This is a genomic window from Limnohabitans lacus, from assembly GCF_030053395.1.
Classification (GTDB): Bacteria; Pseudomonadota; Gammaproteobacteria; order Burkholderiales; family Burkholderiaceae_C; genus Limnohabitans_A; species Limnohabitans_A lacus.
Genome location: NZ_JASGBH010000001.1, coordinates 256,311 through 278,903 on the forward strand (window position 1 = coordinate 256,311; position 22,593 = coordinate 278,903).

The following is a 22,593-nucleotide window of genomic DNA, read 5'->3' on the forward strand; positions in this document are numbered from 1 at the left end:
ATCGGCGTGTGACTGCTCAAAGTACTCAGATCGAACCTCATGACATGCTGCCCCAGATTCAAATCTGGGCGCGGGAGTTGGGATTGTCCCAAATTGGCGTGACGGGCATCGATTTGGCCACGGCAGAGCCCGGATTACAGGCTTGGCTCGATGCCGGATTTCACGGCAGCATGGACTATATGGCCTCGCACGGCATGAAGCGCACCCGCCCAGCCGAGCTGGTGCCCGGCACGGTGAGCGTGATCACCGCCCGCATGGATTATTTGCCCCAAGGCACGCGGCCCGACTGGGCAGAGCGTGAAACCGCCCGCAGCTTGCAACCGGGCGAGGCGGTGGTGTCGCTTTATGCACGGGGCCGGGACTACCACAAGGTGCTGCGCAGTCGCTTGCAAAAGCTGCAAGACCGCATGGCCGATGCGATCGGGCCTTTCGGTCACCGGGTGTTCACCGACTCGGCCCCGGTGCTGGAGGCCGAGCTGGCCACGCGCAGTGGCCTGGGCTGGCGCGGTAAACACACCCTGGTTTTGAACCGTGAAGCGGGCTCGATGTTTTTCTTGGGCGAACTGTTTGTGGACTTCGCTTTGCCCGAGACCGTGGCCGTGAGCAGTCATTGCGGCCAATGCACCGCTTGCATGGACCTGTGCCCGACGCAGGCCATCGTGGGGCCCTACAAATTGGATGCGCGGCGCTGCATTTCGTATTTGACGATCGAGCACGCCGGGCCCATCGACGAGGCACTGCGTCCCCTGATGGGCAACCGCATCTATGGCTGCGACGATTGCCAGCTGGCTTGCCCTTGGAACAAGTTCGCGCAAGTCAGCACGCTGCCCGACTGGCAGCCGCGTGAGGGCCTGAGCGCGGGTCACATCGTGGATTTGATGGGTTGGAGCGAAGCCGAGTTTTTGCGCCGCACCGAAGGCAGTGCGATCCGCCGCATCGGCCACGCCCGCTGGCTGCGCAACCTGGCCCTGGCGGCGGGCAATGCGCTGGCGTCTGATGCGTTGGCGCTTTCAGAGCGGCAACAACTTCAGCGGACTTTGAGCGTCCTCACAGCGCATGCGGACCCTGTGGTGCAAGAGCAGGCGGCTTGGTCACTGAGCAGGGCTTGACTCAGCGCAACACGCCCAGTGCAAAAGGCAAGCTCCACATGCCCGACAAAGTGGACAAGGTCACTAGGCCCGCCACATAGGGGCCGTTGTAGCCCATGCGAGCTGCCAGCACGTAGCAGGTGGACGCGGTGGGCAGGGCCGAAAACGCCAGCAAAACCGTGGTCTGCATCGGATCGAGTTGAAACAACCTTGACATGCCCAGTGCGATCAAGGGCAAGAAGAAGTGTTTGATGGACAGCACGCTCAGGCCCAGCAATTTGCCCTGGGTCAGGGTGCCCAGTTGCATGCCGGCACCGGCAGCCATCAGGCCCAGCGCCAAGGACGAGGCACCAATGCGGCTGATGCTCGGGTCCAGCCATTGCGGCATGCGAAAGCCCATCAGGTTGGCGGCCAGGCCCGTGCAGGTGGCGATGATCAGCGGGTTGCGCAGCAGCTCACGCATGAAGCCCTTGTTGGCGTGCTGGGCCATGGGCCAGACCGCGCCGATGTTGAACAAAGGCACACAGACCCCAATGAGCATCGAGATCATCAGCAAACCGCCGGGGCCAGCCAGGCGATCGGCCAGGGCCAAGGCAATGAATGAGTTGAAACGAAAGCCCACCTGGGCACTGGCGGCGTGGTCGCGTTGGTTCAGGCGTTTGCCCAACACGGGCCAGTAGGGCAGGCTGTAAGACAGGGCAATCGCGCACAAGCCCAGGCTCACGCCTGCGCCGATCAGGCTGGAGGCGGCGTTCACATCGATCGGACTTTTGACGATGGAGTGAAACAGCAGCACCGGAAAGAGGAAGAAATACACCAGCGTTTCGACCGACTGCCACACCGGGCGGTTCAAGGCGGTGTAGCGGCAGATCAGGTATCCGCACAAGATGAGCGAAAAGTCGGGGAAAAGCAGTTGGGCAAAGTTCACGTTGGGAGCATAACCGCGACCCAACAGGAAGGGGCTTGGTGCTGTCGCTTGGGCGATGCGTTGTCGGCTTTCCCGTGGTTTCCCCTCGTCTGAAGGGGCATTGATTCTGCTTATGATGGCGTCTGTCTTTAGGAGTTTTTCACATGCAACGACGCAATTTGATTTCTCTGGCCACTTTGGCCTTGGTCAGTGGCTCTGTTTGGGCACAGGCTTACCCCAATCGCCCTGTCAAACTGCAGGTGCCTTTTGCACCCGGCGGCACCACAGACATCGTGGCACGGGTGATCTCTGAGCCTTTGGGCAAGGCCCTGGGCCAAAGCGTCGTGGTGGAGAACAAAGCCGGTGGCGGCGGTGTCGTGGGTGCCAACGAAACCGCCAAGTCCAGCCCCGATGGCTACTCCTTGGGCATGGCCACGGTGTCCACCACGGCGGCCAACCCTGCGATCAACACCAAGATCCCGTACAACCCGATCACCGATTTCACGCCCATCGTCAACATCGCAGCCACGCCCAATGTGATCGCGGTGCACCCCAGCTTTCCGGCTCAGGACTACAAAAGTTTCGTGGCCGAGTTGAAGAAAAACCCTGGCAAATATTCCTACGCTTCCTCGGGCACGGGCGGCATTGGCCACCTGCAGACCGAATTGTGGAAGGGCCTGGCAGGTGTTTTCATCACGCACATCCCCTACCGTGGTGCGGGTCCTGCGCTCAACGACACGGTGGCCGGTCAGGTGCCGATCATTTTTGACAACATGCCCTCGGCCATGCCCTTCATCCAAACCGGCAAGCTGATCCCCATCGTGGTCGCGGCGCCCCAGCGTTTGCCCCAGTTGCCCAATGTGCCTACGTTCAAGGAAGTGGGGCTGGAGCCGGTCAACCGCATGGCCTATTACGGCATCTATGGCCCCAAGAACCTGCCCAAAGAGGTGGTCGAGAAGGTCAGCGCGGGCGTGAAGAAGGCCCTGCAAGACCCAGCCGTGGTCAAACGCATCCAGGACACCGGCTCTTTGGTGGTAGCCAACTCCCCTGAAGAGTTCGCGGCCCAGATCAAGGCCGAATTCGAGGTCTACAAAAAAGTCGTGGACACGCAAAAGCTCAAGCTGGACTGATGCACCCGGACAGCCAGACGGCCATCGACCGCTTTGCCGATGCCCTCTGGCTGGAAGATGGCCTGGCCGCCAACACCTTGGCGGCTTATCGGCGGGATCTGGAACTCTTTTCCACCTGGCTGTTTTTGAACCAGCGGCTGGCGCTGGAACACACGCAAGAGCACCACCTTCAGGCTTATTTCGCTGACCGGCATGCCCACAGCAAAGCCACTTCGGCCAACCGTCGCCTCACGGTGTTCAAGCGCTACTTTCGCTGGGCGCTGCGCGAACGCTTCATCACCCAAGACCCCACCTTGCGCATGCTGGCGGCCAAGCAGGCTTTGCGGGTGCCCAAAACACTGGGCGAAGCCCAAGTCGATGCCTTGCTCTGCGCCCCCGATGTGGCCACCCATTTGGGCCTTCGGGACCGCGCCATGCTGGAGCTGATGTACGCCAGTGGCCTGCGCGTGAGCGAATTGGTCTTGCTCAAAACCCTGCACGTGTCTTTGAACGAGGGCGTGCTGCGCATCATGGGCAAAGGCAGCAAGGAGCGCTTGGTGCCTTTTGGCGACGAGGCCCGGCAGTGGCTGCAGCGCTACATGGCGCAAGCCCGCCCGGCCTTGCTGGGGCAGCGCCAGACCGAAGACTTGTTCATCACCTCCAGTGGCCCCAAGCCCGGCACCGGCATGTCGCGCATCATGTTTTGGAACCTGGTCAAGCGCTACGCCATCCAGGCGGGCATCACCTCACCTTTGTCGCCGCACACCTTGCGCCACGCCTTTGCCACACATTTGCTCAACCATGGGGCCGATCTGCGGGCGGTGCAAATGCTGCTGGGCCACGCCGATATCTCCACCACCACGATCTACACCCATGTGGCCCGCGAACGGCTCAAGAGCCTGCACGCGCAGCACCACCCGCGTGGCTGAAATGCTGTGCAGGTCGGAGCTTCAGCGCCGACAGGGGGTGCTGGGGCGCATAAACGTCGGACCTGAAGGTGACGAGCTGCGGGCAGGGTGTCAGCTCAGAGCGTCCAATTCCGCTTGTTCAAAACCAGCCAATCGCCTGGCGCTCATGTTGAAGGGCGGGCGCAGTTTGGGCGCGTCGTATTGCGCGATCAGCTCGGCATAGGTCGTCACCGGGTCCAGGCCACGCTGTGCGCACAGGTAGCGGTACCAGCGGTTGCCCGCGGCCACGTGGCCGATCTCTTCTTCCAAAATGATGTCCAAAATTTTGCCGCCTTCGTGGTCGCCCGCGCTCACCAGCTTGTTTTTGACGCCAGGGGACGCGTCCAAGCCCCGCGCCTCCATGGTGCGGGGCACGATGCCAATGCGGGCCAGCACATCGCCCTGGGTGCGTTCGGCCATGTCCCACAAAGAGTTGTGCGCCGGGAAGTCGCCATAGTCGTACCCCATGCCCACCAGATGGTTGCGCAGCAAGGTGAAATGCTTGGCTTCCTCTTGGGCAATGCGCACCCAATCGGTGTAGAAGGCATCGGGCATGCCGGCAAAGCGCCACACCACGTCCAGCGCCAGGTCGATGGCGTTGAGCTCAATGTGCGTGATCGAATGCAGCAAGATGGCCCGTCCCTCGAGGGTGGTGAGCGACCTGGCCTTGATGTGGGTGTGCGGCAGCAATTCGGGGCGGGCAGGGCGGCCTGGGCTTTGACGGGGCGCTTGCAAGGCTTCATGTGCATGCACAGGCATGCGCAAGTCCAGGGCCAAAGTGGCCTCGGCTTTTTTCACGGGGTCGGCTTCGGCCCAAGGCCCCAGGGCAGCAATTCGCAAAGAAGACATGCGTGGCAAGAAGAGATCGTCACAATGGGTTTCCCGTCAAAAAAGTCCCGTGTTCGAAGGACATGACGGTGCGTGGGCCCAAGCAACAGCCTTGAGCCTCCCTACAATTGTAGGTTTCGCCCAACCGATCACCCCACAGGAGACCCCCATGGCCATTTACCAACTCGATGCGCACACCCCCGAAGTGGCCGATTCCGCCTGGGTCGCCGACTCGGCGCAGGTCATGGGTGCGGTCAAAATCGCCAAAGACGCCAGCGTCTGGTTTGGAGTCACCATCCGCGGTGACACCGAAACCATCGAGATCGGCGAAGGCAGCAACATCCAAGACGGCAGCGTGATGCACGCCGACCATGGCAAGCCGATCAAGGTTGGCCAGCACGTCACGGTGGGCCACATGGTCATGCTGCACGGCTGCACCATCGGTGACGAATCGTTGATCGGCATCGGTGCCGTGGTGCTCAATGGCGCCAAAATTGGGAAAAATTGCCTGGTGGGCGCAGGCTCCTTGGTGACCGAGGGCAAAGAGTTTCCCGATGGCTCCATGATCATGGGCACGCCTGCTAAGGTGGTGCGCGAATTGAGCCCCGAGCAGATTGAAGGTCTGCGCCAAAGCGCACGGCACTATGTGGAAAACGCCCAGCGTTTCAAAGCCGGTTTGAAAAAAATCGGCTGAGCTTGAACTTTTACTTTTGAGGATTGGCCCGACCGGCCGGTGAATTGACTTTGTCCGAACTCCATAAATTCATTTTTGAAGGCCTGCCGGTGCGCGGCATGCTCGTGCGCCTGACCGATGCCTGGCAAGACATCTTGGCCCGCCGCGCTGCCAACTCCGAAACCGGAGCCTACCCCGCGCCCGTGCGCCAGCTGCTGGGCGAGATGGCCGCTGCCGGTGTGCTGATGCAAGGCAACATCAAGTTCAACGGGGCCTTGGTTTTGCAGATTTTTGGAGACGGTCCGGTCAAGCTGGGTGTGGTCGAGGTGCAGCCCGATTTCAGCCTGCGTGCCACCTGCACCCAAGTGGGCGATGTGGCCGAAGACGCCAGCTTGAGCCAGATGGTCAACGTGAACAATCAGGGGCGCTGCGCCATCACACTCGACCCGCAAGACCGCCTGCCCGGCCAGCAGCCCTACCAAGGTGTGGTGCCGCTGTTTGGCGACCAAGGCGAGAAGCTGGAGAATATCAGCGAGGTGCTGGAGCATTACATGCTGCAGTCCGAGCAGCTGGACACCGTGCTGGTGCTGGCGGCCGATGACAAGGTCGCCGCGGGTTTGCTGATCCAGCGCTTGCCGATCGAAGGTGAGGGCAATCTGGCCGGCAAGGCGGATTCGGTGGAGCGCGAAGCGGTGCTGGGTCAAAGCGAAGACTTCAGCCGCATTGCGATTTTGACCAAGAGCCTCAAGCGCGAAGAGTTGCTCACGCTGGACGCCGAAACCATCTTGCACCGCCTGTATTGGGAAGAGCCGCTGGCCCGCTTTGAGCCCTTCATCGGCGAAACCGGCCCCCGATTTGCCTGCCGTTGCAGCCGTGAGCGCGTGGGCAACATGATCCGCAGCTTGGGCACCGAAGAGGTGGAAAGTATCATCGCCGAGCGCGGTCAGGTGGATGTGGGCTGCGATTTCTGCGGTGCCGAATACCAGTTCGATCCGGTCGATGCAGCGGGTCTCTTCACCGGTTTGGTGCCGGATCCCTCGGGCGGCTCGGTCCACTGATGGAACGATAGGTCGGTGGATTTAGCCCCGACAAATTCAGGAACATCAACAGAACAGTGTCGGAGCTGAAGCGCCGACCTACAGTTAGGTTAACCGCTCTTTAAGGAGCCCCGTGAACAACTTGTGTTCGCACTCGGGGTCGCTGCACTCGTTGCATTGCCACACGGTGCGCCCCTGATTGATCGCAAATTGGCCCTGTTCGCGCAGCTGCCGGGCTTGTTCATCTTCACCTTGCAGACCCAAGGCCAGCAGGGCGTTGTTCAGGCGTTGTGGCCCTTGACCATAGACCACGCGGTAATGAATGCCTGAGCGCTCCAGCGCTTGGCGCACCAGTGTGTCTACGGGGCCACGCACATGGGCGCCATCGCGCTGCAAACCGTCTGCGACCCAGGGCAAGTCCAGGCCTGTCACCAGCGTGATGTCGTAGTGCTTTTGATGCGCCAAGGCCATGGGGTACAGGCTTTCATCGGCAAACAGCATGTGGCTGTAAACCGCCGTCATCAAGGGCGTGGTGTCCGAGATGACCCAGTCTTGGGGGCCTTGCGGCCCGGCTTGCTCCACTGCTTGCGCCTGCACTTGAGCGATGCCCAACTGTTCATGGGGCTGTGGTGTCCGGCCTTCGCGCTCACACCAGGTGCGCAAGACCTCGTCGATGGTGTGTACCGCCTGACCACGCAGGCGGATCACCTCGGCCAGCGCTTGCGTGAGGGACGATTTGCCGGTGCTTTCCGCGCCCACGATGGCGATGCGCAATGGCGTCATGACGAGGCCTTCATGCGCACTTGCCAAGCTCGCCAGCCCCACACGCTCATGAGCGCGAACAAGCCGTACAGCAGGCAGGTCAGCCACAGCCCTTTGTAGGCAAACAGCGCGACGCTGATCAGATTGACCACCAGCCAGACCAGCCAGTTTTCGATGAATTTGCGGCCCAGCAGCACTTGCCCGACCAGGCTCAAGGCGGTGGGCAAGGCATCGCCCCAAGCCACATCGCTGTCGGTGAAATGTTGCAGCAACAGGGCCAAGGCAGGCCAAAGTGTCAGTGAGGCGAGGGCGACCCAAGCCCAACCGCGTCGGGACAAGCGCTGAATGAGCAAAGTCGGTTGGGCGTCATCGCCCGGGCGCAACCATTGCCACCAACCCCACAAAGCGAGTGCGACGAACACCAGCTGCAAAGCGGCTTCGCCATACAACAGGCTGTCTTTGAAAACGAAAAAATACAGGAGGGAGCTGATGATGGCCAAGGGCCAGCTCCAGTGCAGCTCGCGGATGCTGCAGACCACCATCACCAAGCCCAGCGCGAAGCCGGCGATCTCGGTGGGGGACATCATTTGGCGATCTGAACGAAAATTTCGTTGGCTTTGACCATGCCCAACTCTTGCCGGGCACGTTCTTCCACCATGTTCAGGCCTTCTTTGAGGTCATTGACCTCGGCGTTGAGCTGTTCGTTGGTGCGGCGGGCTTCCTCGTTGGAAGCCTTTTGCGCCTGAAGGTCACGCTCGAGCTTGGACACATTGGGCAAACTGCCCCGTCCGAACCACAACTGAGCATTCAAGATCACCAACAAGGTGATCAGCACGATGGGGACGAGGCGATTGCCCATGTTGTATCAACGCAGGTTGTAAAAAGCGCTGCGGCCAGGGTAGACGGCCACGTCGCCCAAGTCTTCTTCGATGCGCAAGAGCTGGTTGTACTTGGCCATGCGGTCCGAGCGGCTCATGGAGCCGGTCTTGATTTGACCGGCGTTCAAACCCACGGCGATGTCGGCGATGGTGCTGTCTTCGGTCTCGCCCGAGCGGTGGCTGATCACGGCGGTGTAACCGGCACGCTTGGCCATTTCGATGGCTTCAAAGGTTTCGGTCAGGGTGCCGATCTGGTTGATCTTGATCAGGATCGAGTTGGCGATGCCTTTGTCGATGCCTTCTTTGAAGATCTTGGTGTTGGTCACAAACAGGTCGTCACCCACGATTTGCACGTTTTTGGCCAAGCGGTCGGTGAGTACTTTCCAGCCGTCCCAGTCGCCTTCGGCCATGCCGTCTTCGATGCTGATGATGGGGTACTTGTCGCACCAAGTGGCCAGCATGTCGGTCCACTGCTCAGACGTCAGGCTGATGCCGCCTTCACCGGCCAGCACGTACTTACCGTCTTTGTAGAACTCGCTGGCTGCGCAGTCGAGGCCAATGGCGATCTGCTCACCTGCGGTGTAACCCGCTGCGGCGATGGCGTCCAGCACCATCTGGATGGCTGCTTCGTGGCTGTCCACGTTCGGGGCAAAGCCGCCTTCGTCGCCCACGGCAATGCTCATGCCTTTGTCGTGGATGATTTTCTTGAGCGCGTGGAACACTTCAGCGCCCCAACGCACAGCCTCGCGGAACGACGGTGCGCCCACGGGGATGATCATGAACTCTTGCAAGTCCAGGTTGTTGTTGGCGTGTGCGCCGCCGTTGATGACGTTCATCATGGGCACGGGCAGCTGGTTGCCATTCATGCCGCCAAAGTAACGGTACAGCGGCAGGCCGGATTCTTCGGCCGCAGCGCGGGCCACGGCCATGGACACGGCCAGCATGGCGTTGGCACCCAGGCGTGACTTGTTGTCGGTGCCGTCCAGGTCAATCAAGGTACGGTCCAAAAAGGCCTGCTCGGAGGCATCGAGCCCTAGCACAGCTTCGGAGATTTCGGTGTTGATGTGCTCGACGGCTTTGAGCACGCCTTTGCCGAGGTATCGGCTTTTGTCGCCGTCACGCAGCTCGATGGCTTCGCGGCTGCCCGTCGATGCGCCCGACGGCACAGCGGCGCGGCCCATGACGCCGGACTCTAGCAACACATCGCATTCCACGGTGGGGTTGCCACGGCTGTCGAGGATTTCACGGCCGACGATATCTACGATTGCACTCATTTTCAGACTCTCTCAATGGAAAAATAAAACTTTACAAACCTTCGACCACGACCATGCGCATGATGGCTGCACCGGCTCGGGCTTCGCGGGCTTTGAGGTATTCAGGCACTTCATAAAAGGCCTTGGCCGCTTCAAAGGTCGGGAATTTCAAAATCACGATGCGCTCAGGCGACCAGTCGCCTTCCAGCACTTCCACCTTGCCGCCTCGCACGCAGACTTCGGCGCCGGTGGCTTGCATGGCGGCGGTGGACCACTTTTTGTACTCTTCGTATTGGGTCGGGTTGGTCACCTGAACGTTGGCGATGATATAGCCGCTCATGCGAAGTTGTCCTCGAGGAAGGGGTTCTTTTTGGTGACGGAATCGAGCTGAACCAGCGTCTCCAGCAAGGCCTTCATTTTGCCCAGTGGCACCGCGTTAGGGCCATCCGACCAGGCCTCGGCGGGCTTGGGGTGGGTTTCCATGAAGAGACCCGCCACACCCGCGGCCACGCCTGCGCGGGCCAGGACCGGCACCATCTCGCGGGCACCCCCGCTGCTGGTGCCTTGGCCGCCTGGCTTTTGAACCGAGTGGGTCACGTCAAACACCACCGGTGCGCCGGTTTTGCGCATCTCGGCCAGGCTCGACATGTCGGCCACCAGGTTGTTGTAGCCAAAGCTCACGCCGCGCTCGCAGGCCAAGAAGTTGTCTTCGGGCAGACCGGCTTCACGCGCAGCGGAGCGGGCTTTGTCGATGACGTTTTTCATGTCCCAAGGCGCCAAGAACTGGCCCTTCTTGATGTTGACCGGCTTGCCCGACTGGGCCACGGCCCGGATGAAGTCGGTCTGGCGGCACAAAAAGGCGGGGGTTTGCAACACATCGACCACACTGGCCACGGCCTTGACCTGCGACTCGTCGTGCACATCGGTGAGGATGGGCACGCCAATTTGGCGTCGCACTTCGTCAAGGATTTTCAGGCCCGCGTCGATGCCCACGCCGCGCTGGGTGTTGCCCGAAGACCGGTTGGCCTTGTCAAACGAGCCCTTGTAGATCAAGGGGATGCCCAGACCCGCGCAGATTTCCTTGAGCTGACCGGCCACATCGATGGACATTTCCAGGCCTTCGATCGAGCAGGTGCCTGCAATCAAAAAGAAGGGTTGATGCAGGCCAACGTCAAATCCGCAGAGTTTCATGGGGGCTCCTGTGTGGGATCAGGCCTTGGCCTGTTGCGCGATGGCGGCCTTCACGAAGGCATTGAACAGCGGGTGACCATCCCAAGGGGTGGACTTGAATTCGGGGTGGAACTGCACGCCCACATACCAGGGGTGCACGTTTTGGGGCAGCTCGACGATTTCGGTCAGCTGCTCGCGCTGGGTCAAAGCCGAGATCACCAGACCGGCTTTGCGCAGGTCGTCCAGGTAATTCACGTTGGCCTCATACCGGTGGCGGTGGCGCTCGGTGACCACGTCGCCGTAGATTTGGTGGGCCAGGGTGCCCTTGGCCACGTCGGAGCTTTGTGCGCCCAGGCGCATGGTTCCGCCGAGGTCGGAGTTGGCATCGCGCACTTGGATGGAGCCGTCGGCGTCTTTCCATTCGTTGATCAAGGCGATCACGGGGAAGGGCGTTTCGGGTTCGAACTCGGTGCTGTTGGCGTCTTTCATACCGGCCATGTGGCGGGCGTACTCGATGGTGGCCACTTGCATGCCCAGACAGATGCCCAGGTAGGGCACTTGGTGTTCACGGGCAAACTGTGCGGTACTGATTTTGCCCTCCACGCCGCGCTTGCCAAAGCCGCCGGGCACCAAGATGCCGTCAAATTGGGCCAGGCAGGCTGCGGTTTCGGAGGTGATGGTTTCGGAGTCGATGTGCTCGATCTTCACGCGCACATGGTTGCGCATGCCCGCATGGCGCAGCGCTTCGTTGACCGATTTGTAGCTGTCGGACAATTCCACGTACTTGCCCACCATGGCAATTTTCACTTCGCCCTTGGGGTTGGCGGTTTCGTAAACCAGATCGTCCCAACGCTTGAGGTTGGCCGGTGGCGTGTTCAGGCGCAGCTTGTCGCAGATCAGGCCATCGAGGCCTTGTTCGTGCAACACGCGGGGCACTTTGTAGATGGTGTCCACGTCGGGCATGGAGATCACGCCCCAGCCTTGCACGTTGGTGAACAGCGAAATTTTGTCGCGCTCATCGTCCGGGATGTAGCGGTCCGCACGGCACAGCAGCGCATCAGGCTGGATGCCGATCTCGCGCAGCTTTTGCACCGTGTGCTGGGTTGGCTTGGTCTTGAGCTCGCCTGCGGTGGCAATCCAGGGCAGGTAAGTCAGGTGCACAAAGGCGGTGTTGTTGGGACCCAGGCGCAGGCTGAGTTGGCGCACAGCTTCCAAAAATGGCAAAGACTCGATGTCACCCACGGTGCCACCGATCTCGACGATGGCCACATCCACGGCTTCTGGTGTGTCATAACCGGCGCCACGCTTGACGAAGTCTTGGATCTCGTTGGTCACGTGGGGGATGACCTGAACGGTCTTGCCCAAGTAGTCGCCGCGACGCTCTTTTTCGAGCACGCTTTTGTAGATTTGGCCGGTGGTGAAGTTGTTGGCCTTCTTCATCCGGGTGTTGATGAAGCGCTCGTAGTGGCCCAAGTCCAGGTCGGTTTCGGCGCCGTCGTCGGTCACAAACACTTCGCCGTGCTGGATCGGCGACATGGTGCCGGGGTCGACGTTGAGGTACGGGTCCAGCTTGATGAGGGTGACTGACAGGCCGCGCGATTCAAGCAAGGCGGCCAAAGAAGCGGAGGCGATTCCCTTGCCCAGGGAAGACACCACACCGCCGGTGACGAAGACGAATTTGGTCATGTCCAAGACGGGAGCCTTGAGCTCCCGGTAGGTGGAAATCGTGATTATAGACAGTCGCGTCTGCTACATTCCCCGGCATGAGCACATTGGCTGGAAAACACATCGTTCTGGGCTTGTCCGGCGGCATTGCGGCCTTCAAGTCGGCTGAACTCTGCCGCGCCTTGGTCAAGGCGGGCTGCACGGTACAGGTCGTGATGACCGAGGCGGCGGAGCAATTCATGACCGCGGTCACCATGCAGGCCTTGTCGGGCCGGCCGGTCTACACCTCGCAGTGGGACAGCCGTGAAGCCAATAACATGGCCCACATCAATTTGAGCCGTGAGGCTGATGCCATTGTGGTGGCGCCTGCCAGCGCTGATTTCATGGCCAAACTGCTGCATGGCCGGGCCGATGAGCTGCTCAGCCTCATGTGCCTGGCGCGTCCGCTGGACAAGGTGCCCTTGATCGTGGCCCCGGCCATGAACCGCGAAATGTGGGCCAATCCGGCGACCCAACGCAATGTGGCGCAGCTCAAAGCCGACGGGATCCATATGCTGGACGTGGGGCAGGGCGATCAGGCTTGTGGCGAAACAGGCGATGGCCGCATGCTCGAAGCCGAAGAAATTTTGGAAGATCTGGCGGCGTTTTTTGCGCCCAAAACCATGGTGGGCCAGCAAGTGCTGGTCACGGCGGGGCCCACTTACGAAGCGATTGACCCGGTGCGCGGCATCACCAATCTGTCGAGCGGAAAAATGGGCTTTGCCATTGCCCGCGCGGCCCGCATGGCGGGGGCCCAAGTGACCTTGGTGGCAGGGCCGGTGCACTTGCCCACGCCGCGTGGGGTGCAGCGCATCGATGTGCGCTCGGCCCGTGAAATGCTGGAGGCGGTGCAGGCCCAAGTGGACAAGGCCTCGGTCTTTGTGGCCACCGCCGCTGTGGCCGACTGGCGGCCTGACGTGCAAGCCGATCAGAAGATCAAAAAAGACGGATCGGGCCAAACGCCAGCGCTCAAGTTTGTAGAAAACCCGGACATCTTGGCCACGGTGGCGCAGTCCACCCGGGCCCAATCGGGCGCACTGTTTTGCGTTGGGTTTGCCGCCGAAAGCCATGATCTGCTGGCCCATGCCACCGCCAAGCGCATCCGCAAAGGGGTGCCGCTTTTGGTCGGCAACATCGGCCCGGCCACATTTGGGCAGGACGACAACGCCTTGCTCCTGGTGGACGATGCCGGTGCCCGTGAATTGCCGCATGCCAGCAAGCAGGCCTTGGCCGAGCAACTCATTGCAGATATTGCCCGCCGTTTGAAATGATTCTTCAGCGCGACATGGCCTGATGGGTCATGCGCTTCAATTTGGACAACCCATGAACATCGACCTCAAAATCATCGACGCCCGCATGGCCGAGCAACTGCCTGCCTATGCCACCTCAGGCAGTGCAGGCTTGGACTTGCGTGCTTGCTTGGATGCACCCTTGACCTTGCAGCCCAATGCCTGGCAGCTGGTGCCCACGGGCATTGCGGTGCACCTGAAAGACCCGGGTTACGCCGCGATGCTCTTGCCCCGCTCCGGTTTGGGCCACAAGCACGGCATCGTCTTGGGCAATCTGGTGGGCTTGATCGACAGCGATTACCAGGGGCAGCTGATGGTCAGCGCTTGGAACCGCAGCGATGTGGCCTTCACCATTGAGCCGATGGAGCGCATCGCGCAGATGGTGATCGTGCCGGTGGTGCAGGCCACTTTCAATGTGGTGGATGAATTTGACGCGCCCAGCGAACGCGGTGAGGGCGGTTACGGCTCGACCGGCAAAAAATAAGTCCGAGCCCGAAGGTCGGCGCTTTCGCGCCGACGTGACAATGGCGTGTGGGGTGTCGGGGCTCAAGCCACCGACTTACCACCGCATCAGTGGAATGTGGGCCCCGTCGGCGTTCCTTCATCGCCCACTTCGATTTTGAAAAAACCGGTGCCACAGCTGCCGCTGCCCACTTCGGCTTCGGTCGGTTCGCGCACCGATTCCACTTTCAGGCTCAGGCGCAGCGCTATGCCCGACAGAGGGTGGTTGCCGTCCAGCACCACGTGTTCGGGGTAGATCTCGGTCACGGTGTAGAGCACGTTGCGCGGCGCGTCGGGGTTGCAACCGTCGGGCAAGGCGGCGCCCTCGATGGTCAGGCCTTCTTCCAGTCCAGCCGGGAACAGGGCGAGCGGTTCCAGAAACAGCAACTGGTCGTCGAAGTCGCCAAAGGCGTCTTCGGGCTCCAGGTGCAGATCGACCTTGGCGCCTTTTTCGTGGCCGTGCAGGGCTTCTTCGATTTTGGGCAGCAGGTCCTTGCCACCAATGAAAAATTCAACGGGCTCGTCGAGGGTGTCCAGCGTTTCGCCCAGCGTGTCTTTGAGTGTCCAGGTCAGTGCGACCACGGAAGGTGTCTTGATTTCCATAGGACAATTGTCGCAGTTTGGCGAGCCGTTTTGGCCGCCTTGGCTTTGAATCGGGTCCGTGATGGAGCCGCAGACATCTACAAATCATGAACACAGAACAACCCTTGGCCTTGCTCGGTGGCCTCACGCCCAGCCAATTCATGAAGCGCCATTGGCAGAAAAAACCGCTGCTGGTGCGCAACGCCATCCCCGGCTTTGTGCCTTGCGTCAACCGCGCTGAGTTGGTGGCCCTGGCGGGCCAAGAAGGCGTGGAGTCGCGCCTGATCATCGATTCGGACAAGGGCTGGAAAATGAAGCACGGCCCGCTGGCCAAACGCAGTCTGCCGCCTTTCAGCCAGAAGAAATGGACTTTTCTGGTGCAAGGTGTGGACTTGCACCACGACGGCGTGCATGCCCTGATGCAGCAGTTTCGCTTTGTGCCTGATGCGCGGCTGGACGATCTGATGATCAGCTATGCCACCGATGGCGGGGGCGTAGGCCCCCACTTTGACAGCTACGACGTGTTTTTGCTGCAAGCCCACGGCCAGCGCCGCTGGCGCATTGGCCGCAACAAAGACTTGACGCTGCAATCGGGTGTGCCGCTCAAGATTTTGCAAAGCTTCGAGGCCGAAGAAGAGTTCGTGCTCAACCCCGGTGACATGCTCTACCTGCCGCCCAAATACGCCCATGACGGCATAGCCGAGGGCGAGTGCATGACCTGGTCGATCGGCTTTCGTTCGCCCCCTGAGGGTGAACTGGCCCGCGAAATTCTGTTGGGCCTGGCCGATGAGGCGTTCGACGGTGTGGGCGATGCCTTGTACCGCGACCCCCAGCAAACCGCCGTCAGCCAACCCGCTGCCATGCCCGCAGCACTGGGCGATTTTGCCCGCCAGGCGATCGTCAAAGCCCTCAAAGATCCTCACCTGGTGGACAGCTTGCTGGGTGAGTATTTGACCGAACCGAAAGCCAATGTCTGGTTTGATCCTGCGGACGATGAGCCGGATTTGTCTCAAGGCGTAGTCCTGGACCGTCGAACGAAGATGATGTACGACGATCGGCACATTTTCATCAATGGCGAGAGTTTCCGGGTGGCCGGCAAAGACGCCCGCTGTTTGCGTCAGTTGGCAGACGAGAGGCAACTCTCAGCCCGGCACTTGGCACCCATTAGTGAGGCTGCGCGCGAAGCTTTGCAAGACTGGATGTCGGCCGGTTGGTTGAAAACCCTCTAAGGATCTTCCCTAGGGCTGTTGCAGTTTGAAGGTTTCGCGTCAGTTTGATGGTTGACAGCAGAAAACGCTATAATTTAAGGCTGAGTACAAAAGAGCTCGAGTGCTTTTGTCTCGGTCTTAATGACCGTTTTGGTTATTAAGGCAGTTTCCGGAAATTGTTTTAACCCTACAAGGAAAATCATCATGAACAAGTCCCTCGTTTTGGCCGCCGTGATCGCTGCAGCTGCTTTGGCCGCTTGCGGTAAAAAAGAAGAAGCCGCTGCGCCTGCCGCTCCTGTGGCTGCTCCTGCTGCTGCCCCAGCTGCTGACGCTTCTGCTCCTGCCGCTGCTCCAGCTGCTGACGCTTCTGCTGCAGCTCCTGCACCAGCTGCCAAGTAATTGGCGAGCGTGTTCCCGACGCGAGTCGGGAATGCATAAAAAACCCCCGCATGGCGGGGTTTTTTTATGGTTGAGCCATGTCCATGGTCCCGTGTGTCAACGCAGTTCGTTGGCCATCAACTTCAAGATGCGTTCGGCATTGGCTGCTTCTTCGGGCTTGCCATTCACATCCATCACTTGAACCCAGCTTTGCGCATCGCCCTTGGCGGTCAATGTGATGCGGTAGCGCGACAAGGCAGGCACTTCTTTTTTGCTGCTGAACAAACGGTCAAAGAAGCCCGGCTCTTGGGCGGCTGTGCCCGGCGCCACATAGCGCACAAAGTAAACGCCTTTGGCGCGGTCACGGTCTTCCACGGTGAAGCCACTGCGGTCCAGGGCCACGCCCGCGCGGCGCCAGCTGCGGTCCAGGCTGTCGGCCAGGGTGATGGTGGGCTGGCCATCGACAAGCGTGACTTGCGCCCCCAGGGCCTTGGCTTCGGGGGTGTTGGTGGCAGCTTTGGCCGCTTCAGGGCTGGCGCCCAGTTTGACCATCAGACGGCGCAAGAATTCAATTTCCAGCTCCGGGTCTGCCGCGCGCGGCTGCCAAATGGTGCGGTTCTTTTGAGCGTCTGCAAAGTTCTCGACCATGCCGCGGTGGGTGATGTAAATCTCCACCTCGCCTTTGGCGTTGCGCTCGATGCGGGTGCGGAACTTGTCACGCTCGCCGGTCGAATAAAGGCCGTCCAACACCTTGCCCAGCGTCTTGCGCACAAAGTCCTGTGGCAACTTGGCGCGGTTTTCGGCCCAATCGGTTTCGATGATGCCCACATCCTTGGATTCGGTCACGAGGTTAAAGCCACTGGATTTCCAAAATTCGATGACGGGGTCCCAGACTTTGTCAGCAGGGCGGCTCACCACCAGCCAGCGCTGTTGGCCTTCGCGGACCATCTTGACATCGCCCAAGGCATTGGTTGCGGTGCCAGCGTCTGTGACTTTGGCCGCCGCACCTTGAAAGCCCAAGGCCGAAGCCGACGTGCTCTCCAGCGCGTAGCGCGAATCTTTGCGCAGCTGGGTCAAATCGGGCGGAACTTCCAGTGTGGTGGGCTTGGCTGCGCCTTTGTAATTGATCTTGTCTTCTTCCAGCACGCCGCAGGCGCTGAGCAAAATCGCCACCGACGCCAGGGCGGCGGTGCGTTGGATCGTCACAGACTTGGAGGAACGGTTCACAAAGAATCCTTGGTAATCAGATCAGGCCGCTGGCCTTCAGTGCAGCCTCGACCACAGGGCGTAGTGCTGCTGACAACTCGGTCATGGGCAGGCGCAGTGCCGGGCCCGACAGGCCCATGCGGTTCATGGCCCATTTCACAGGAATCGGATTGGCTTCCACGAACAGGTTTTTGTGCACCGGCATCAATTGAAATTGGATCTTCATGGCTGCAGCGATGTCGCCTTTCATGGCGGCCACGCACAGCTCGTGCATCAAGCGAGGAGCCACGTTGGCGGTCACGCTGATGTTGCCTGCTCCGCCACAGAGCATCAAAGCCACAGCGGTCGGATCATCACCCGAATAAACCGCAAAAGACTTGGGCAGATCGCGGATCAACCATTGAGCGCGTTCGATGTTGCCGGTGGCTTCCTTGATGCCGATGATGCCGGGCACTTGGGCCAGGCGCAGCACGGTGTCGTGCTGCAGATCAGCCACAGTGCGGCCGGGCACGTTGTACAAAATCACGGGCAGTTTGGGCGTGGCTTCGGCAATCGATTTGAAGTGCAGGAACAAACCCTCTTGGGTGGGTTTGTTGTAATAGGGCACCACTTGCAATTGGGCGTCAGCGCCAATCGACTCGGCAAACTTGGCCAGCTCAATCGCTTCTGCCGTGGAGTTGGCGCCGCAGCCGGCAATGATGGGGATGCGTTTGGCCGCTTGCTCGACCGAGACGCGCAAAATTTCGCGGTGTTCGTCCACCGTGACCGTGGGCGACTCGCCCGAGGTGCCCACAATCACCAAGCCATCGGTGCCTTCGGCCACATGCCAGTCGATCAGTTGGCGCAAGGTGGGGTAATCCACTTGGCCGTCTGCCAGCATGGGGGTGATCAGGGCAGGAATACTGCCTTGGATGGGGCGAATTTCGGTGGTCATGTCAGGGTGTTCTGAACGAAAAAGGACATTCTAACGACAGCGCACGGTTTTTCCGGTCTGCCCCTTGGGCAGATGTCACGAGAATTGAGGTTTTGCGAGGGGCAGTTCAAGCCCGCTTCAAGGGCCAGCGCACCGGTTCTGCCTTGGCCGAAGACCGCACGGCCACGATCCTTTGAACGAAGCGCTCGGGCGAGGACTCAAAACCCTCTTCGAAGGCCACGGTGCGCAAGCCTTGTGTGACTTGCAGCAACTCTGCGGGCTGCAGCAAAAAGTCGGGGCGCGAGGGCTTGCCTACCGTCTCGTTGCCTGCTGCAAAGGTTTCGTAAATCAGCACGCCACCTTCGGCCAGGCACGCCAGCATGTCTGGGAACAAGGGGCGCCACAGGTAATTCGTCACCACCACGGCGTCAAAAGTCTGGCTGGCATAAGGCCAGGGGCCGTTTTCGATGTCGGCCAAAACCGTCTGACCAGCCGATGCGGCCAGGGCCAAAGCATCTGCGTTGCGGTCCACACCCGTGACCGTATGCCCTTGGGCAGAAAGGAAGCGCATGTGGCGGCCCGCGCCGCAGGCCACATCCAGCACACGCCCGTTGGGGCGGATCAGGTGGGCCCATCGCTGGACCCAGGCAGAGGGTTGTTCAGTGCCGTGCATCGTCAATTCATTCAAAAACAGGCCCACAACTGCTCGGACAACATGATCAACATGTCGGGGCGTTGGTAAAGCCAAACCACCCCAGCCATGGTCATGGCCAACACCCCTCCAAAGAGGGCGCGGCGCCAGATCGACTTGGGTGGCTTGAGCATGGGATCAGGCGGCCTGCAAAGGCTTGCGCACGATGGCGCTCTCGCGCACCGGCAGGTTCACCAGCGCCGCAAACACGCCCAGTGCCACGGCCAAGTACCAAACGATGTCGTAGCTGCCGGTCTTGTCGTACAGGTAGCCGCCCAGCCACACGCCCATGAAAGAGCCGATCTGGTGGCTGAAAAAGATGAAGCCGCCCAGCATGGACAAATGCGCCACGCCAAAAATCTGCGCCACCGCCGCGTTGGTGGGCGGCACGGTGGACAACCACAGCAAACCCATGACGGCCGAGAACAGATACACGCTGTTGGGCGTGAGTGGGGCCAACAGGAACAACACGATCGCCACCGAGCGTGAGAAATAAATCGTCGCCAGGATGTTCTTCTTGGCCATCTTTTGACCCAATGAGCCAGCGATGTAGGTGCCAAAGACGTTGAACAAGCCGATCAGCGCCAAGGCATAACTGGCCACTTGGGGCGGCAAACCGTGGTCCTTGAGGTAACTGGGCATGTGCACGCCGATGAACACCACCTGAAAGCCACAGACAAAGTAGCCGGCCATCAAGAGCTGAAAACTGGGGTATTTGAAGGCTTCGGCCAGAGCCTGGCCGATGGTTTGGTCGCGCTTGACTTGACCCGGTGCGCTCAAAGCCGGTTCGCGCAAGCCCCAAGCCAAGGGGATGATCAAAGCCGTGGCCGCGGCCAAGATCAACAAAGCGTTTTGCCAACCGGTGTTGCTGATCAACAGGCCCTCGACCGGCACCATGAGGAATTGGCCGAAACTGCCCGCCGCCGCCGCAATGCCCATGGCCCAGGAGCGCCGCTCGGCTGGTACATTGCGCCCGATGACGCCGTAAATCACGGCATAGGTGGTGCCTGCTTGTGCGGTGCCAATGATCACGCCGGTGAACAAGGCAAACAGCCAAGGCGTGGTCGCTTGCGACATGCCCACCAGACCCAGGGCATAGAGCAGAGCGCCCGCAATGATCACGCGAAAAGCACCAAACCGGTCGGCCACCATGCCCGCAAAAATGCCCATGAAACCCCAAGACAGGTTTTGGATCGCCATGGCCATGGCAAATTCCTGACGGCCCCAGCCTTGGGTTTGGGTGACCGGCTGTAGCCACAGGCCAAAGCCGTGGCGGATGCCCATGGACAGGGTGACGATGGCCGCGCCGCAGGCCAGCACCTGAAAAAGTGAGAGGGGTTTGTGTTGCATCCTTGGACTGTAACCAATGTCGGCGCACAGCAGCGTCGCGGCCAAGACCTGGATGAATACTGTTTATCCATCCAGTTTTGCGGCGCAATTCCCACTACAATCCGCCACCATGGCTACCCAAACATCTGTCAAAACCTCCAGCGAATACTCCGAAGGCTCGATCCGGGTCTTGAAAGGCCTGGAGCCGGTCAAGCAGCGGCCGGGCATGTACACCCGCACCGACAACCCCCTGCACATCATCCAAGAAGTGCTGGACAACGCCGCCGACGAGGCGCTGGCTGGGCACGGTAAAAAGATCAAAGTCACTTTGCACACCGACGGCTCGGTGGGCATCGAAGACGATGGCCGCGGCATCCCCTTTGGCATGCACCCCGAAGAAAAGGCCCCGGTGATCGAGCTGGTTTTCACCCGACTGCACGCGGGCGGCAAGTTCGACAAGGGCAAGGGCGGCGCCTACAGTTTCTCGGGCGGTTTGCACGGTGTGGGCGTGAGCGTGACCAACGCCCTGGCCAAGCGCCTGGAAGCCACCAGCCACCGCGAAGGCCAGGTGGCCACCTTGGTCTTCTCGGGCGGAGATGTGATCGAACCATTGGTCTCCCGCGCCCAAGAATCGGGCGACCGCAAGCAAGGCACCTCGGTGCGCGTGTGGCCCGACGCCAAATATTTTGACTCCGCCGCATTGCCCATGGGCGAGTTGACCCACCTCTTGCGCAGCAAGGCCGTGCTCATGCCAGGTGTGAGCGTGAGCCTGGTGAACGAAAAAACCAAAGAAACCCAGACCTGGCAATACAAAGGGGGCCTGGGCGACTACCTGAGCCAGACCTTGACGGCCGACCCGGTCATCCCCCTGTTTGTGGGGGAGGGTTTTGCCGATGCCAACAGCGACAGCTTTGCCGAAGGCGAGGGCGCCAGCTGGGCCGTGGCCTTCACCGAAGACGGCTCGGCCGTGCGCGAGAGCTACGTCAACCTGATCCCCACCAGCGCAGGCGGCACGCACGACAGCGGCTTGCGCGACGGCTTGTTCACCGCCGTCAAGAGCTTCATCGAGCTGCACGCCTTGCTCCCCAAAGGCGTCAAGCTCATGCCCGAAGACGTGTTCGCCCGCGCCAGCTATGTGCTGAGCGCCAAGGTGCTGGACCCGCAGTTCCAAGGCCAAGTCAAGGAACGCTTGAACTCGCGTGACGCGGTGCGTCTGGTCTCCAGCTTTGTGCGCCCAGCTCTTGAACTGTGGCTCAACGAGCATGTGGACTACGGTAAAAAATTGGCCGAGCTGGCCATCAAGGCCGCCCAATCACGCCAGCGTGCGGGCCAAAAGGTCGAAAAGCGCAAGAGCTCGGGCGTGGCTGTTTTGCCCGGCAAGCTGACCGATTGCGAAAGCAAAGACATCGCCGACAACGAGGTGTTTTTGGTCGAGGGCGACTCGGCCGGCGGCAGCGCCAAGATGGGCCGCAACAAAGAGTGCCAAGCCATCTTGCCCCTGCGCGGCAAGGTGCTCAACACCTGGGAAGTGGACCGCGATCGCTTGTTTGCCAACAACGAAATCCACGACATCTCGGTGGCCATCGGCGTCGACCCCCACGGGCCCAACGACTCGCCCGACATGAGCAATTTGCGCTACGGCAAGGTGTGCATCTTGTCCGACGCGGACGTGGACGGCTCGCACATCCAGGTGCTGCTGCTCACATTGTTTTTTCGTCATTTCCCTAAGCTGATCGAAGCGGGCCATTTGTATGTGGCGCGGCCTCCGCTGTTCCGCGTCGATGCGCCTGCACGCGGCAAAAAGCCTGCATCCAAAGCCTATGCACTGGACGAAGGCGAGCTGACGGCCATCATCGACAAACTGCGCAAAGACGGCGTAGCAGAAGGCAAGTGGAGCATCAGCCGCTTCAAGGGCTTGGGCGAGATGAGTGCCGAGCAGCTGTGGGACACCACCCTCAACCCCGACACCCGCCGCCTGCTGCCCATCGCGCTGGGCCCGCTGGACAACGCCGCCACAGAAAACCTGATGACTCAGCTCATGGGCAAAGGCGAAGCCGCTGCCCGCCGCGAGCTGATGGAGCTGCACGGCGATTCGATTGAAATTGACGTTTGAATTTCTTGTAGGTCGGAGTTTCAGCTC

The 22,593-nt window shown here is 60.6% G+C and carries 25 protein-coding genes; 10 read left to right on the plus strand and 15 right to left on the minus strand.

Annotated features, from left to right (window positions below; all coding sequences use genetic code 11):
- The first annotated feature begins 44 nt into the window (after positions 1-44).
- Complete coding sequence (gene queG / locus QLQ16_RS01325; RefSeq protein WP_283222879.1) at positions 45-1,109, plus strand: tRNA epoxyqueuosine(34) reductase QueG; 1,065 nt, start codon at positions 45-47, stop codon at positions 1,107-1,109.
- Position 1,110: 1 nt separating this feature from the next.
- Here the strand turns inward: queG and QLQ16_RS01330 are convergent, their stop codons facing one another.
- The gene (locus tag QLQ16_RS01330; protein ID WP_283222880.1) at positions 1,111-2,016 is read right to left on the minus strand and encodes an AEC family transporter; all 906 of its coding nucleotides are present in this window, start codon (positions 2,014-2,016) and stop codon (positions 1,111-1,113) included.
- A gap of 143 nt (positions 2,017-2,159) precedes the next feature.
- On the opposite strand from QLQ16_RS01330, the gene QLQ16_RS01335 reads away from it, so the two are divergent.
- Both QLQ16_RS01335 and xerD read left to right on the plus strand, forming a co-directional pair.
- Positions 2,160-3,125, plus strand: coding sequence for a tripartite tricarboxylate transporter substrate binding protein BugE (locus QLQ16_RS01335; protein WP_283222881.1), 966 nt, complete (start codon positions 2,160-2,162; stop codon positions 3,123-3,125).
- Positions 3,125-4,033, plus strand: a complete 909-nt coding sequence (xerD, locus tag QLQ16_RS01340; RefSeq protein WP_283222882.1) for a site-specific tyrosine recombinase XerD — start codon at positions 3,125-3,127, stop codon at positions 4,031-4,033. The genes QLQ16_RS01335 and xerD overlap by 1 nt, the downstream gene beginning before the upstream one ends.
- 90 nt (positions 4,034-4,123) lie before the next feature.
- Here xerD and QLQ16_RS01345 read toward each other — a convergent pair whose 3' ends face one another.
- A complete protein-coding gene (locus tag QLQ16_RS01345; protein WP_283222883.1) occupies positions 4,124-4,900 on the minus strand; it encodes a ferritin-like domain-containing protein in 777 nt (258 codons plus the stop codon).
- A gap of 148 nt (positions 4,901-5,048) precedes the next feature.
- Between QLQ16_RS01345 and QLQ16_RS01350 the strand changes: the two genes are divergently transcribed.
- Together QLQ16_RS01350 and hslO are read left to right on the plus strand one after the other, a co-directional pair.
- Positions 5,049-5,573 carry a gamma carbonic anhydrase family protein gene (locus QLQ16_RS01350; protein WP_283222884.1) on the plus strand — a complete coding sequence of 175 codons (525 nt, stop codon included), beginning with the start codon at positions 5,049-5,051 and terminating at the stop codon, positions 5,571-5,573.
- A 50-nt stretch (positions 5,574-5,623) separates the two neighbouring features.
- Entirely contained in the window at positions 5,624-6,610 is a 987-nt protein-coding gene (gene hslO / locus QLQ16_RS01355) for an Hsp33 family molecular chaperone HslO (protein WP_283222885.1), read from the plus strand.
- An 84-nt stretch (positions 6,611-6,694) separates the two neighbouring features.
- Here the strand turns inward: hslO and QLQ16_RS01360 are convergent, their stop codons facing one another.
- From QLQ16_RS01360 to pyrG, 7 genes are read right to left on the minus strand one after another with little or no spacing between them, the layout of a single operon-like run.
- Positions 6,695-7,372: an AAA family ATPase gene (locus QLQ16_RS01360; RefSeq protein WP_283222886.1), complete on the minus strand. Its 678-nt coding sequence runs from the start codon at positions 7,370-7,372 to the stop codon at positions 6,695-6,697.
- On the minus strand, positions 7,369-7,938 hold the full coding sequence (gene pnuC, locus QLQ16_RS01365) for a nicotinamide riboside transporter PnuC (RefSeq protein ID WP_283222887.1): 570 nt from the start codon (positions 7,936-7,938) through the stop codon (positions 7,369-7,371). The genes QLQ16_RS01360 and pnuC overlap by 4 nt, the downstream gene beginning before the upstream one ends.
- On the minus strand, positions 7,935-8,210 hold the full coding sequence (ftsB, locus tag QLQ16_RS01370) for a cell division protein FtsB (RefSeq protein WP_283222888.1): 276 nt from the start codon (positions 8,208-8,210) through the stop codon (positions 7,935-7,937). The genes pnuC and ftsB overlap by 4 nt, the downstream gene beginning before the upstream one ends.
- 6 nt (positions 8,211-8,216) lie before the next feature.
- The gene (eno, locus tag QLQ16_RS01375) at positions 8,217-9,503 is read right to left on the minus strand and encodes a phosphopyruvate hydratase (protein ID WP_108322426.1); all 1,287 of its coding nucleotides are present in this window, start codon (positions 9,501-9,503) and stop codon (positions 8,217-8,219) included.
- A gap of 31 nt (positions 9,504-9,534) precedes the next feature.
- Positions 9,535-9,822 carry a DUF1330 domain-containing protein gene (locus QLQ16_RS01380; protein WP_283222889.1) on the minus strand — a complete coding sequence of 96 codons (288 nt, stop codon included), beginning with the start codon at positions 9,820-9,822 and terminating at the stop codon, positions 9,535-9,537.
- Positions 9,819-10,673 (minus strand): 3-deoxy-8-phosphooctulonate synthase, encoded by an 855-nt coding sequence (gene kdsA / locus QLQ16_RS01385; protein ID WP_283222890.1) that lies wholly within the window; start codon positions 10,671-10,673, stop codon positions 9,819-9,821. Before kdsA ends, QLQ16_RS01380 begins: the two co-directional genes overlap by 4 nt.
- 18 nt (positions 10,674-10,691) lie before the next feature.
- Positions 10,692-12,338: a CTP synthase gene (gene pyrG / locus QLQ16_RS01390; RefSeq protein WP_283222891.1), complete on the minus strand. Its 1,647-nt coding sequence runs from the start codon at positions 12,336-12,338 to the stop codon at positions 10,692-10,694.
- Between the two features lie 77 nt (positions 12,339-12,415).
- Between pyrG and coaBC the strand changes: the two genes are divergently transcribed.
- Both coaBC and dut read left to right on the plus strand, forming a co-directional pair.
- On the plus strand, positions 12,416-13,627 hold the full coding sequence (coaBC, locus tag QLQ16_RS01395) for a bifunctional phosphopantothenoylcysteine decarboxylase/phosphopantothenate--cysteine ligase CoaBC (protein WP_283222892.1): 1,212 nt from the start codon (positions 12,416-12,418) through the stop codon (positions 13,625-13,627).
- Positions 13,628-13,679: 52 nt separating this feature from the next.
- A complete protein-coding gene (gene dut / locus QLQ16_RS01400; RefSeq protein WP_283222893.1) occupies positions 13,680-14,129 on the plus strand; it encodes a dUTP diphosphatase in 450 nt (149 codons plus the stop codon).
- 86 nt (positions 14,130-14,215) lie between these two features.
- On the opposite strand, the gene QLQ16_RS01405 is transcribed toward dut, so the two are convergent.
- On the minus strand, positions 14,216-14,749 hold the full coding sequence (locus tag QLQ16_RS01405; RefSeq protein WP_283222894.1) for an FKBP-type peptidyl-prolyl cis-trans isomerase: 534 nt from the start codon (positions 14,747-14,749) through the stop codon (positions 14,216-14,218).
- A gap of 86 nt (positions 14,750-14,835) precedes the next feature.
- Here QLQ16_RS01405 and QLQ16_RS01410 point away from each other — a divergent pair, with 86 nt between their 5' ends.
- Entirely contained in the window at positions 14,836-15,957 is a 1,122-nt protein-coding gene (locus tag QLQ16_RS01410) for a cupin domain-containing protein (RefSeq protein ID WP_283222895.1), read from the plus strand.
- Between the two features lie 183 nt (positions 15,958-16,140).
- Positions 16,141-16,335, plus strand: a complete 195-nt coding sequence (locus QLQ16_RS01415) for a hypothetical protein (RefSeq protein WP_283222896.1) — start codon at positions 16,141-16,143, stop codon at positions 16,333-16,335.
- Between the two features lie 96 nt (positions 16,336-16,431).
- Here the strand turns inward: QLQ16_RS01415 and bamC are convergent, their stop codons facing one another.
- The 5 genes from bamC to QLQ16_RS01440 form a co-directional block, all read right to left on the minus strand.
- On the minus strand, positions 16,432-17,541 hold the full coding sequence (bamC, locus tag QLQ16_RS01420; protein ID WP_283222897.1) for an NlpB/DapX family lipoprotein: 1,110 nt from the start codon (positions 17,539-17,541) through the stop codon (positions 16,432-16,434).
- A gap of 16 nt (positions 17,542-17,557) precedes the next feature.
- Positions 17,558-18,454, minus strand: a complete 897-nt coding sequence (gene dapA, locus QLQ16_RS01425; RefSeq protein ID WP_283222898.1) for a 4-hydroxy-tetrahydrodipicolinate synthase — start codon at positions 18,452-18,454, stop codon at positions 17,558-17,560.
- A 106-nt stretch (positions 18,455-18,560) separates the two neighbouring features.
- Complete coding sequence (locus tag QLQ16_RS01430; protein ID WP_283222899.1) at positions 18,561-19,106, minus strand: class I SAM-dependent methyltransferase; 546 nt, start codon at positions 19,104-19,106, stop codon at positions 18,561-18,563.
- Positions 19,107-19,117: 11 nt separating this feature from the next.
- Positions 19,118-19,258, minus strand: a complete 141-nt coding sequence (locus tag QLQ16_RS01435; protein WP_283222900.1) for a hypothetical protein — start codon at positions 19,256-19,258, stop codon at positions 19,118-19,120.
- 4 nt (positions 19,259-19,262) lie between these two features.
- Positions 19,263-20,474 carry an MFS transporter gene (locus QLQ16_RS01440; RefSeq protein ID WP_283222901.1) on the minus strand — a complete coding sequence of 404 codons (1,212 nt, stop codon included), beginning with the start codon at positions 20,472-20,474 and terminating at the stop codon, positions 19,263-19,265.
- 109 nt (positions 20,475-20,583) lie between these two features.
- On the opposite strand from QLQ16_RS01440, the gene QLQ16_RS01445 reads away from it, so the two are divergent.
- Positions 20,584-22,566, plus strand: coding sequence for a DNA topoisomerase IV subunit B (locus QLQ16_RS01445; RefSeq protein ID WP_283222902.1), 1,983 nt, complete (start codon positions 20,584-20,586; stop codon positions 22,564-22,566).
- Positions 22,567-22,593 lie beyond the last annotated feature (27 nt).